This is a genomic window from Streptomyces sp. NPDC003248 (assembly GCF_055563235.1).
In genome coordinates, this window is the sequence record NZ_JBVHDT010000011.1 from 13,677 (window position 1) to 25,310 (window position 11,634).

9 protein-coding genes are annotated in these 11,634 nt (G+C 72.9%); 5 read left to right on the top strand and 4 right to left on the bottom strand.

Annotation, left to right across the window (positions count from 1 at the left end):
- Nucleotides 1–27: 27 nt before the first annotated feature.
- Nucleotides 28–216, bottom strand: a complete 189-nt coding sequence (locus ACZ3KJ_RS24165; RefSeq protein ID WP_467529941.1) for a hypothetical protein — start codon at nt 214–216, stop codon at nt 28–30.
- A gap of 214 nt (nt 217–430) precedes the next feature.
- Between ACZ3KJ_RS24165 and ACZ3KJ_RS24170 the strand changes: the two genes are divergently transcribed.
- The gene (locus tag ACZ3KJ_RS24170; RefSeq protein WP_467529943.1) at nt 431–1,570 is read left to right on the top strand and encodes a glutathione-independent formaldehyde dehydrogenase; all 1,140 of its coding nucleotides are present in this window, start codon (nt 431–433) and stop codon (nt 1,568–1,570) included.
- Nucleotides 1,571–1,886: 316 nt separating this feature from the next.
- Nucleotides 1,887–2,561, top strand: coding sequence for a lytic polysaccharide monooxygenase auxiliary activity family 9 protein (locus tag ACZ3KJ_RS24175; protein WP_467530299.1), 675 nt, complete (start codon nt 1,887–1,889; stop codon nt 2,559–2,561).
- Nucleotides 2,562–2,689: 128 nt separating this feature from the next.
- Here ACZ3KJ_RS24175 and ACZ3KJ_RS24180 read toward each other — a convergent pair whose 3' ends face one another.
- On the bottom strand, nt 2,690–3,415 hold the full coding sequence (locus ACZ3KJ_RS24180; protein ID WP_467529945.1) for a hypothetical protein: 726 nt from the start codon (nt 3,413–3,415) through the stop codon (nt 2,690–2,692).
- 446 nt (nt 3,416–3,861) lie between these two features.
- Here ACZ3KJ_RS24180 and ACZ3KJ_RS24185 point away from each other — a divergent pair, with 446 nt between their 5' ends.
- Nucleotides 3,862–6,837, top strand: coding sequence for a helix-turn-helix transcriptional regulator (locus ACZ3KJ_RS24185; RefSeq protein WP_467529947.1), 2,976 nt, complete (start codon nt 3,862–3,864; stop codon nt 6,835–6,837).
- Nucleotides 6,838–7,100: 263 nt separating this feature from the next.
- Here the strand turns inward: ACZ3KJ_RS24185 and ACZ3KJ_RS24190 are convergent, their stop codons facing one another.
- Nucleotides 7,101–7,748: an FMN-binding negative transcriptional regulator gene (locus ACZ3KJ_RS24190; protein WP_467529949.1), complete on the bottom strand. Its 648-nt coding sequence runs from the start codon at nt 7,746–7,748 to the stop codon at nt 7,101–7,103.
- Nucleotides 7,749–7,863: 115 nt separating this feature from the next.
- Between ACZ3KJ_RS24190 and ACZ3KJ_RS24195 the strand changes: the two genes are divergently transcribed.
- Complete coding sequence (locus ACZ3KJ_RS24195; RefSeq protein ID WP_467529951.1) at nt 7,864–8,448, top strand: helix-turn-helix domain-containing protein; 585 nt, start codon at nt 7,864–7,866, stop codon at nt 8,446–8,448.
- 1,014 nt (nt 8,449–9,462) lie between these two features.
- Here the strand turns inward: ACZ3KJ_RS24195 and ACZ3KJ_RS24200 are convergent.
- A complete protein-coding gene (locus ACZ3KJ_RS24200; RefSeq protein ID WP_467529953.1) occupies nt 9,463–9,867 on the bottom strand; it encodes a hypothetical protein in 405 nt (134 codons plus the stop codon).
- Nucleotides 9,868–10,725: 858 nt separating this feature from the next.
- Here ACZ3KJ_RS24200 and ACZ3KJ_RS24205 point away from each other — a divergent pair.
- Nucleotides 10,726–11,595 (top strand): ABC transporter permease, encoded by an 870-nt coding sequence (locus tag ACZ3KJ_RS24205; RefSeq protein ID WP_467529955.1) that lies wholly within the window; start codon nt 10,726–10,728, stop codon nt 11,593–11,595.
- Nucleotides 11,596–11,634 lie beyond the last annotated feature (39 nt).

The window sequence follows — 11,634 nt, forward strand, 5'->3', positions numbered from 1 at the left end:
CGCACCGCGGGCCGCGGCGACCGCGGGTCACGGGCGGGCGGTGTCGTCCGGCTGGCGGTCGGCGAACTCCCACCAGGCGAGCGGCAGCCAGTCCCCGTCGACGAAGCCGTCGACGGAGCCGCCGGTGCCCCGTATGGCCACCTCGGTCCCCACCGGATAACTGGTGCCCGACAGCCCGGACACCGGAACGAGCAACACGCCGAGACGTCGCTTCAAGGTTCTTGATCCTTCCAAAGGGTACAGAGCGGGACTTCGCGGCCCCTGGATGCAAATCATCTCATCGTGCACCAGTCTGGACAGTGAGGTAATACACAGAAACCCGGTCGAGCTGCCTGAATCGAGGCCCCTCTCCTCGACTGGCGCCCAAGTTCTCCGCAATCGGTGTTTCCGTGTGTGATCGAGCAAGCACGCCTAGTGGAGGTGCTCGACGATGAGGGCTGTCGTGTACAAGGGACCGTTCGAGGTGGCGGTCGAGCAAGTGGAAGATCCCCGGATCCAGCACCCGAACGATGTGATCGTGCGCGTCACGTCGACCGCCATCTGCGGTTCCGACCTGCACATGTACGAGGGCCGCACCGCTGCCGAGCCGGGAATCGTCTTCGGTCACGAGAATCTGGGGGTCATCGAGCAGACCGGTGACGGGGTGACGACGCTCAGCCGTGGGGACCGGGTCGTCATGCCCTTCAACGTGGCCTGTGGTTTCTGCAAGAACTGCACGGCGGGTTTCACCGGCTTCTGCCTGACCGTGAACCCCGGCTTCGCCGGCGGTGCCTACGGCTACGTGGCGATGGGGCCCTATGTGGGAGGCCAGGCGGAGTACGTGCGCGTGCCCTATGCCGACTTCAACTGTCTGAAGCTCCCCGAGGGCACCGAGAAGGAGACCGACTTCGTCCTGCTCGCCGACATCTTCCCCACCGGCTACCACGGCAACGAACTGGCCGACGTGCGCCCCGGCGAGAGCGTCGCCGTCTACGGCGGTGGTCCGGTCGGGCTGATGGCCGCCTACTCGGCGATCCTGCGCGGGGCGAGCAAGGTGTTCGTGGTCGACCGGGTGACCGAGCGGTTGCAGAAGGCCGAGGAGATCGGTGCCATACCGGTCGACTTCACCCAGGGCAACCCGGTGGAGCAGATCCGGGAGGAGACCGCGGGGCAGGGCACGGACAAGGGCATCGACGCCGTCGGCTACCAGGCCCAGGCGCGCGGTGAGGACCGTGAGGAGCCGGCGACCGTGCTGAACTCGCTGGTGGAGACGGTCAGGCCGACGGGTGCCCTGGGTGTGCCCGGTCTGTACGTTCCGCGCGACCCGGGCGGACCGGACGAGCAGGCCAAGCAGGGCATGCTGATGGTCGCCATCGGACGCCTCTTCGAGAAGGGGCTGCGCATGGGCACCGGTCAGTGCAACGTCAAGCGGTACAACCGTCAGCTGCGTGATCTGATCGTCGAGGGTCGGGCTCAGCCCAGCTTCGTGGTGTCCCACGAGCTGCCCCTCGACCAGGCCCCGACGGCGTACGAGAAGTTCGACAAGCGGATCGAGGGCTACACCAAGGTCGTTCTCCATCCGCATGCGTGAGACGGCGGCGGAAACCCCCGGGTTCGTCACCCGGGGGTTTCGTGCGGGGTGAGCCGCGCCGCCTGTGCCGGCGCGAACGGCGGCGACGGCCTCGACGGGTGCCGAGGGGGCTGGTACGGGCATCGGAGCGGCCGGTGCCGGTCGGGGACGAGAGTGGCTCGAATTCGACGTTGTGACCATGGTGGGCGGCGTGCACCCTGTGCGATGTGGGAGCGCTCCCAGGCGGTCGTACCCCACCGTGTCCCCCCATGGCCGCACCCTCCACACCCGCAGCTCCCACACCCCCACACCGAAGAGGGAGACTGCGATGCGCTGTATGAGTTGTCATGATCTTGACACGCGCTGGATCCGGTTCCGTCCGGCCCTTCTGCTGTGCGTGCTCGCCGCACTGCTGATCAGCCTCGTCCCCGGGGGCGGCACCGCGGCGGCCCACGGCTCGGTCGTCGACCCGGCGTCCCGCAACTACGGCTGCTGGCTGCGCTGGGGCAGCGACTTCCAGAACCCGGCCATGGCACAGGAAGACCCCATGTGCTGGCAGGCGTGGCAGGACGACCCCAACGCCATGTGGAACTGGAACGGCCTGTACCGCAACGGCTCCGCGGGCGACTTCCAGGCGGTCGTCCCCGACGGCCAGCTGTGCAGCGGCGGCCAGACCGAGGGCGGCCGCTACAACTCCCTGGACGCCGTGGGTCCGTGGAAGACCACCGACCTGTCGAGCGACTTCACCGTCCAGCTGTACGACCAGGCCAGCCATGGCGCGGACTACTTCCTGGTGTACGTCACCCGGCAGGGCTTCGACCCCACCACCCAGCCGCTGCAATGGAGCGACCTGCAACTGGTCGCCCGCACCGGCAGCTACGCGCCCAGCCAGAACTACCTGATCGACGTGAGCACGTCGGGCCTGAGCGGCCGGCACGTCGTCTACACGATCTGGCAGGCGTCGCACATGGACCAGACCTACTTCCTGTGCAGTGACGTGAACTTCACCTGAACCCCCACTTCCGCCGCCACCGGACGCGTCGCCCAGATGACGCACGCGCCCGGTGGCAGCGACGGCCGGCGGCACGGCGACCACCTCCACCGTGCCGCCGCCCGCGTACACGATCCGGCCGGCGCCCGTCAGTCGTCCCTCGGACCCTCCGCGGCACGCACCACCCGCACGGCACCCGCGACGAGGGCGGCGATCAGCGACACGCCGACCATTCCCGCCGCCGTCAGACCCGTGCGCCATGTCCACAGAGGCCCGCCCCGGTCGAGGTCGGCCACGGGGATCGCGTCGTCCGACGAGTAGCGCACCCCTTCCGCCACGGCGGCGTCGTCACGGCTGTCGAGGGTGACCCGTACATCGGCGTCGTCCGGGCAGCGCAGCCGGTAGTGCCAGCGTCCGTCGCCCCTGTCGTTCCGTACGGACAGCACGTCGCAGTGCGCCGTCCGGCCGACGAACCGCAGGCCGGTGCCCGGTGCCGTCGCCATGAAGCAGAGCAGCGTGGCGAACAGCACCGAGAAGAGGGCGTACCCGAGGGCCTTCGGGCTCTGGAGGAGGGTCAGGGTGAGCGACAGCCAGAGCAGGCCCGCCACGGTGGCGAGAACCCAGCAGCACAGCCACAGCAGGCACAGCAGGACGCGGGCGGTCCGGCTCAGGTCGTACAGCCAGGGAGCGGCCACGGAGATTCCCGCGACCGCCGCCACGAACACCGCGGTCACCACCGTCAGCCACAGGGCCCTGGAGGCCCACTCCACGCGGTTGCGGACGGCCGGATCCCGCGTCAGACGGCTCCGGACGCGCCACCGCGTGTCGTGCCACCGCACGCGCGCATCCGAGAGCCGGGACCGTGCTTGCGCCATGCGCTGCCCCTCCCTGTCTCGTTCCCGCCCCGCCGCGAGGACCGGCGGTCCGTCCTGGCCGGCCGCCGAGCCCCCCGCGGACGATGTCCAGCGGCCCCTTGCCGTCGAGCACCACACCGTCGTGGTCCGGCACCTCCTGCGGACCTTCGCCGCCGGCCTCGGTCTCGTGTGCCGCTCGACACCCGTGCCGCCCTCGCCGATCCGGGCGAGCAGGTGGTAACCGGCCACCTCCCGGGGGCCTTCGGGGCCAACGGCTCCAAGTGACCGCCATAGGGGGCCTGTTGTCCGTCGTGCCGACGGGATCGTCCCTCCTCGCGCGGCCCGACTCCGCCCGGTCACCCTGGCCGAGACCGGAGCCGGGAGACATCCGTGAACTCACCCAATCGGTTACGTAAGATCGTCACAGTGGCCGTCCCCAACGGCCCTCGTGCCGAGGGGAGACGGGCGTGCACGCGACGCCGCTGGTGGGCCGTGGAGCAGAGCTGGAACGCTGGGACCAGGTGCTCGACCGCGGACTCGACGGAGCCGGCGGGCCGGCCGTCGTCGACATCGCCGGAGCGGCGGGCATCGGCAAGAGCCGGCTGCTGGCGGAGTTCTGCCGACGCGCGGAGCGCCGGGGGATGCGCGTGCTGCGCGGCCGGGCCGCCGAGTACGAACGGCACCTTCCCTACCGGCCGTTCAGCGACGCTCTCGCCGATCACGGCCCGGAGCTGACGGACCCGGCCGCCGGGCAGGGGCGCCGTGGCGACCGGTTCGGGCTGCACCGGTCGGTCGCCCGACTGCTCGAGCGGGCCGCCGCATCCGGTCTCGTCGTGGCGCTGGACGACCTGCACTGGGCCGACCCGGCGTCGCTGGAACTCCTCGACCACCTCGTACGCCATCCCCCGCACGCACCGGTCGTGATCGTCGTGGCCCGGCGCGACCGCCAGACCTCCGCCTCCCTCGCCGCCGCCCTGACCCGGGGCATCGACCTGGGCACGGTGGTCCGCCTCGACCTCGGCCCGCTCGACGGGGCCGCCTGCGTCGACGTCCTGGCACCGACCCTGGCCCCCGGCCTGCCGTCCGGCCGGGCCCACGAGCTGTACGCGGCCAGCGACGGCAATCCGCTGTACTTCCTCGCCCTCCTCCAGGCCGGGCAGACCGAAGGCGCCGGGGACACCGGCCGGCCCCTCACCCCTGACACACCCCCACCGGCCCGCTCCGCCGGTCTCGGCGCCGTCCTCCTGGACGAACTGACCCCGCTGCCCCCCGCTCAGCGCCGGACCGCCGAGGCGGTGGCCGTGCTCGGCGACCGCGGCACCCCCGCTCTGCTGGCCCGGGTGACCGGCCGCGACGAGCCCGGTGTCGACGCGGACCTGGCGGCCCTGGCCGCCCGCGACCTGGTCCGCGCGGGACCCGGCGGACGGTGGACCCTGCGCCATCCGGTCCTGCGGACGCTGGTGCACGAGAGCACCGATCCCCCCACCCGCGCCCGGATGCACCGCCTCGCCGCGGAAGCCCTGGCCGAGACCGGCGCGCCCGTCACCGAACGCGCCCACCACGTCGAGCGGTCGCTCACCGGGTGGGACCCGCAGGCCCTCGCCGTCCTGTCCGAGGCCGCCGAACGCTCCGTCGCCACCGCACCCGCGAGCAGCGCCCACTGGCTGGGCGTCGCCCTCGCGCACCTGCCGGACCAGCCGCGCCACCTCGCCCTGCGCCGCGACCTGATGCTGCGACGGGCCCAGGCCCTGGGCGTGTCGGGCGGCCTGGGGGAGAGCCGGGACCTCCTGCACGAGGTCATCGCCATGTCACCGCCGGGCGAGCCGGACACGGCGGCGGTGCGGGCCTCGGCCGTGACGCTGTGCGCGGTGATGGAGCGTCACCGCGGCCGCTACCCCGAGTCGGTCGCGCTGCTGCGCCGTGAGCTCTCCCGCACCCCCGGCCCGTCGCCCGCCGACGCCGTCGCGTTCGGCCTGGAACTCGGCTCGTCCGCGCCGCTCGCCACCGCGTACCCGCAGGTGCGTGCCGACCTGGCCCGCACGCTGGACCTGGCCCGGAACCTGGGCGACGAGGTCGCCGAGGCGGCCGTGCTCGCCATCGCCGCCCTGGGCGAGACGTACGAGGGCGAGATGCCGGCCGCCCGGGAGACCACCGGCCGCGCGGCCGCGCTCGTCGACGCCCTGACCGACCACGACCTCGCGGGTCTGTGCGAGCCGCTGGCTCGCCTCAGCTGGGCGGAGGCGTTCCTCGAGCGCTACGCCGACGCCGAACGGCACGCCGACCGCGGCCTGGCCGTCGCCCGGCGCGGCGGCCGCCTCTACGTCGTCCCGCACCTGCTGCTCTGCAAGGCGCACCTCCACCTGACGACCCTGCGGATCGCATCGGCCCTGGAGCTCGCCGACGAGGCCGAGACCATCGCCCGCGGCATCGGAAGCGGTGAACTGCTCGCCTTCGTCCTCGCCAACAAGGCGCACGCCCTGCTCTACGCCCTGCCGCCCGGCGACCGGACCGCCCTCGCGGTGGCCGAGGAGGCCGTCGCCTCGGCCGGTACCGGCATGAACTGGTGGGCGTCGATCGCCTGGTGCGTGCTCGGCCAGGCCGCGCTGCTCGGCGGGGACGCGCGGCGCGCCCGTACCGCCGTCCTGCGCGCGGGAGGCGACGACCTCCGCCGCCTCCACCCGTCCATGCGGCCGCTCATCCTGGAGGTGCTGGTCACCTCCGCCCTCGTCACCGGCGACTCCGACTCCGCCCGGACCTGGGCGGAGCGGGCCCGCAAGGAGGCGGAACAGCTGGGGCTTCCCTCACAGCGGGCCTCGGCGCTGCGCAGCGCCGCCCAGCTCCTGCTCGCCGACGGCGACACGGCAGCGGCCGCCACGCTGTTCGAGGAGGCCGCGGAGGCGGCGGGGGGCGCCGGAGCGGTCCTGTGGGAGGCGGTCAGCCTGCTGTTCGGCGCGACCCCGGCCGCCTCCGCGGGGCACCCGCAGCGCGCCCTGGCCCTGTGCGACCGCGCCCGGCACCTCGCCGCGGCCGGGGGAGCCCACCAGCTGACCGGACTGGCGGACATGATCCGCCCCATGGTGTCAGGGCCCACCGCGAGCACCGGCACACCCGGTCCGGTCCCTGACCCGCTCCCCGGTCCGGTCCCTGACCCGCTCCCCGATCCGTTCCCTGACCCGGTCCCTGATCCGGTGCCTGACCTGGTTCCCGCGTCGCTCACCCCGCGCGAACGGGAGATCGCCGCACTGGTCGCCGCCGGCCTGACCACCCCCGCCATAGCGGCCCGGCTCTTCCTCAGCCCCCGCACGGTCGAGTCCCACCTCAGCCGCATCTACCGCAAGACCGGCGTCACCACGCGGGCCGCGCTCGCCGCGCTCCAGACCCGTTCCACGCTGCGCAACGGCACACCCCGCACCTCCGGACCCGGGACACAGGCCGCGCCGTGATCGCGGTGCGCCGCCCGCACGAGGCGGTGACGAAGGCGAACGGCTCGTCGGCGCTACGGGGACGGCCCGTCGGTCCATGTCGTCGCCTCGGACGAGGACGGCGAGCCGGCGACGGACTGACACCGCCGGACCGCTTCGGCCGGCGCACCGCGGGTCGCAGCGGGAGCGCGTGGGCGCCGCCCGCCCGCCGGGCGCGGGGTGCGGGACGGGTTCAGGCGGTCATGGAACGGGGTCCTGTCTCGTGAGCGTCCGGCGACGGTGGTTCAGGGCTTCCAGGGGCCGATGCGGTCCAGGCGGCGCAGTTGCTGGCGTGCGGTGGGCAGGTCGAGACCCTGGCCCCGTCCGGTGAGGTGGTCGGCGACGGTAGTGCGGTGCTCGACGGGTTTGTGGTCGTCGTACTTGAACTTGGCCCTCACCTCGATGACGTCCAGGCGCAGGCCGCGGATGCCGGCCAGCATCCGCCCGTACGGGGGCTGGCCGACCTCGATGGGGGAGTGGTCGCCGTCGGGCTGGAAGTGCGCCATCTGGCGGCGCAGGAGTTCGGCCTTGGCCTCGGGGTCGTCGATGACGTGTGCGCGGCAGGTGAACTGGACGGCCGCGTAGTAACTGGTGGGGACGCCCTCGATGGGCGGGACGTCGGGCTTGACGCGCCAGGGGCCGGGGACGAAGGCGTAGTCGCCGATGACGGTGAAGGTGACGTTCGGGTCGTGCTCGATGGCCGTCCAGACCGGGTTGGGCCGGGCGAGGTGGATCAGCAGGTGGCCGGCGTCGGTGATGAAGTGGGTGGGGACGACGGTGGGCGGCCGGCCGGGCAGGCCGTTGACGCCGAGCTGTCCGAAGTCGTGGCCGTCGGCGATCCAGGTCTGCCATTCGGCGTCGTCCAGGGCGGCGTCCCAGGGCTGGATGAACATGCGGTTCTCGCTTTCACAACGGAATGACTTGACCGTACAATGAAACGACCGCTTGCCGTCAATCGAACGACCGGGCGGATCATTCCAGTGCTCCCCAGGTCAGGACGGTGATCAGGTGACCGAGGCAGAGGCGGCCCTGCGCACGCTCGCGCACAACGTCAGAGCCGCACGTACGCGCGCCGGCCTGTCCCTGGACGAGCTGGGCCGACGCGCCAAGGTCAGCAAGGGCGCCCTCGTCGGGCTGGAGAAAGCCCAGGGCAACCCGAATTTCGCCACCCTGATCCGCCTCGCCGACACCCTCGGCATCTCGGTGTCCGCCCTGATGGAAGGCCCGGCCGAAGGCCGCGTCCGAGTGGTGTCCGCCGACGCCGTCACGCCTCTGTGGACCGGGGAGGGGGGCAGCGAGGCCCGGCTCATGCTGACCACCTCGGGGCCGGCCCCGGTCGAGGTCTGGCGCTGGAGACTGGAACCGGGCGAGGAATACCCCAGCCACCCTCACCAGAGCGGCGTGGTGGAGACCGTCAGCGTCACGTACGGCCGGATGACCCTGATCGTCGACGGCACCGAGCATGGCGTCGAAGCCGGGCAGACCGCTGCCTTCGACGGCGACACCCCCCACACCTACCGCGGCGCGGGCACCGGAACCTGTCACCTGATCATGACCGTTCACATCCCGCCCGGCCCCGGCTCCACGACCTGACCGGGCGCCCGGGGCGGTCTCGCGGCGCGCCGCCGTCGCACGAGGCGGCCGTCCGCTCACTGCGGACGCGGCATGACAAAGGCAAGGGGGCCGTTCCTCCCTCGCCGTGCTCAACGGACAGCGCAACGGGGGGCTTGCGGCAAGGCCCGGGGCGTGCCGCAGAATGCCCGGCCGAGGCCAGTACCGGCGGACAGGGGGAGTTGCCAAGTGCGTGTGCTGTTGTCGACGTACGGGTCGCGTGGGGACGTCGAACCGATCGTGGGACTCGCGGTGCGGTCGCGGGCGCTCGGCGCGGAGGTGCGGGTGTGCGCGCCGCCGGACGAGACCTTCGCCCTACTGCTGGACCGTGTCGGTGTGGAGGCGGTGCCGGTCGGCCTGCCGATGGGGACGATGGCCCCGCCGTCGACGGAATCGGCGGCCTCCCGGCGGGTGAGCGAGCTGGCCGCGCAGTTCGACACCGTCGCCGCGGCGGCCGAGGGGTACGACGTCCTGCTGGCGACCGGGCTCGCGCACTTCGCCTCGCGGTCGGTGGCCGAGAAGCTCGGCACCCCTTATGTCTACGCGACCTTCTGCCCGTTCCTGCTGCGGTCGCCGCACCAGGCGCCCCCCCGCGCTGCTGCCGGGCCGGTCGTTCCCCCCGGACGTGACGGACAACCGGGTGCTGTGGGACCTGAACGCCCGGACCTTCGACGCGCTGCACGGCGAGGCGCTCAACGCCCACCGGGCCTCGGTCGGTCTGCCCCCGGTGGACGACGTGTACGACTTCATCTTCACCGACCGGCCGTGGCTGGCGTCGGACCGACCCTGGGCCCGCGGAGTCCCTGTCGGCCGCGCTCAGAACGGCGCTGGATCCCGAGACCCGCGCACGAGCGAGGGCCGTGGCCGGCATGATCCGCACCGACGGGGCGGCAGCGGCCGCGAAGCTGCTGCTCGACGCCGTCGGCCGAGGCAGGCTGCCGGTGTCCGCATGACGGCACCACGGCGGAAGGCGACCGCGCCCCGCTCGGCAAGCCGTCAAGCCGCGGTCCGGCCGCCGCCCCGTCCCGCCGCCGTGGTGACGGCGGAGACGACGGAGGTCGCGGCGAGGCTACCCAGCATGACCAGTCCGGCACCGACCGCGAAAAGCCCGCTGGCGTCGTCCGACCAGTCGTAGAAGGCGGCCGCGGTGAGGCCGGCGCTGGTGCCGAACACGGCCCCCGCGACACGGCGCCGGGACGCCGCCCAGCACACCGGCGCCAGCAGGGTCAGCACCAGTCCGATCACCTGCCACGCCTCGTACGGGCCGGTCGTCGAACCGTCGGGGTGCACATCCCGATGCTGGTCCCAGCCCAGCCAGGCCGCCCAGGCCGCCGACGCCACCGCAGCCGGCACGAGCATCGACAGAAGGCGGGAAACGGGTCTCTGCTGTCCTTTGTCCATGCCCCCACCTTCGCGACCGGCGCCCGCACCGCACAGAGCGCACGTACTCAGTCGTGGGGGAGTACATGAGGCAGGGACCGGGGTGGGCGGCCGGCCTGTGGGCGGGACGACAGGTCGCGGCGGGTGTCCCGGATCGGCCGGCGTCGGCGGGAGGGGTCGGCGCGCCGGGGCCGCGCGGGACGACGGCTTCAGGGCGAGGCCAGGGCCCGTCCTCGCCTGCCGGGGACGCGCTCCGCCGCGCCGTCGACCTCGGCCCCGACCGCGTCTAGCCCCCGCCTCCCGCCGGCGCGGCCGGACCGGCTCCGGACCGGCTCCGGTCCGGCTTCGGTCCGGCTTCGGTTGGGAGCCGGCCGGGGTCCAGGAAGTGGACGGGGCTTGGTGCGGCGCTGCGGCTGCTGTAGAAATGGGCCCCATGATTCAGAAGCCCTTGGTGCGACGCCTGGTCATCGACCTGTGCCGACGCCCGGCTTCCTGTTGTCGCTGACGTCGCGTCCCTGACGTCTCCCCGCCGGCCGGTGGTGTCACCCGAACCGGTGCGGTTCGGTCACCGCGCCTCTCCGCGTGGCTGACGCCTCCGCCCTGGCCCACTGCCGTCCGTCGCGGATCGCCCGACGCTTCGGCCCCTTCGGCTGATGCGGCCGTCCCGATCGACATGTCGACCGGTCTCGGCCTTTCCCGGCCTTCCCCTGACCTGACTCGGTCCACCTCGATCGTTCCTGGTTGACCGTCGTCGGTCTCGGCCGTCCGTGCTCGTCCGTCCGCGTTCTGCCGTGCGTGTTCTGCCGTGCGTGTTCTGCCGTCCGTGCTCGTCCGTCCGTGCTCCGCCGACCGTGCTTCGGCGCCCCTGGAGGCCGCCCCATGTCCTTGGCAACACGTCCGCACGACGCCGATGCCGTGTCCGGTGAAAAACCGGTGCGGCGGCGCCGGTTGTCGGCCCGGGTCCCGGCCCGGGTGCGCAACGTCGCCCTGCCGTTCGGCTCGCTCCTGCTGTTCCTGGTGCTGTGGCAGGCACTGGCCGCGAGCGGGGCGTGGAGCGAGACCCTGGTTCCGCCGCCCGCCAAGGTGTGGGACGCGTTCGTCGCGGTGTCCACGACGAACGACGGGGTGCGCGGCTACAACGGCACCTACCTCGTCGAACACCTCGGCATCAGCCTGCGGCGCATCGCGCTCGGGGCCGGGGCCGGCATCGCCGCCGGGGTGGTCTTCGGGCTGCTGATGGGCACCGTCGGCCGGCTGCGGTCGCTGTTCGAGCCGTGGATCACCTTCCTGCGCACGCTGCCGCCGCTGGCGTACTTCTCCCTGCTCGTCATCTGGCTGGGCATCAACGAGGAGCCGAAGATCACGCTGCTGGCCGTGGCCGCGTTCCCGCCGGTGGCCGTGTCCACCACCACCGCCGTGGCCGCCGTGCCGAAGAGCCTGGTCGAGGCGGCCCGCGCGCTCGGCGCGTCCCGGTGGGACGTCGTCCGCGACGTCGTCGTCCCCTCCGCCCTGCCGGAGACCCTCACCGGCGTCCGGCTGGCCGTCGGCGTGGCCTACTCGTCGCTGGTCGCGGCCGAACTGGTCAACGGCCTGCCCGGGATCGGCGGCATGGTCAAGGACGCCGCGAACTACAACAACACGCCGGTCGTGCTCGTCGGCATCATCGCCATCGGCGTCTCCGGTGTGCTCATCGACGGCCTGCTGCTGCGGCTGGAACGCGCCGTCGTGCCCTGGCGCGGTCGCGCGTGACCGCGCCGCTCACCGTCCCTCACCCGCACAGAAACGGCC

What these genes read in the sequence shown, in the direction of transcription:
- ACZ3KJ_RS24170 (WP_467529943.1), top strand. Translation starts at nt 431, where the DNA reads ATGAGGGCTGTCGTGTACAAGGGACCGTTCGAGGTGGCGGTCGAGCAA.
- ACZ3KJ_RS24175 (WP_467530299.1), top strand. Translation starts at nt 1,887, where the DNA reads ATGAGTTGTCATGATCTTGACACGCGCTGGATCCGGTTCCGTCCGGCC.
- ACZ3KJ_RS24180 (WP_467529945.1), bottom strand. Translation starts at nt 3,415, where the DNA reads ATGGCGCAAGCACGGTCCCGGCTCTCGGATGCGCGCGTGCGGTGGCAC.
- ACZ3KJ_RS24190 (WP_467529949.1), bottom strand. Translation starts at nt 7,748, where the DNA reads ATGTTCATCCAGCCCTGGGACGCCGCCCTGGACGACGCCGAATGGCAG.
- ACZ3KJ_RS24200 (WP_467529953.1), bottom strand. Translation starts at nt 9,867, where the DNA reads ATGGACAAAGGACAGCAGAGACCCGTTTCCCGCCTTCTGTCGATGCTC.
- ACZ3KJ_RS24205 (WP_467529955.1), top strand. Translation starts at nt 10,726, where the DNA reads ATGTCCTTGGCAACACGTCCGCACGACGCCGATGCCGTGTCCGGTGAA.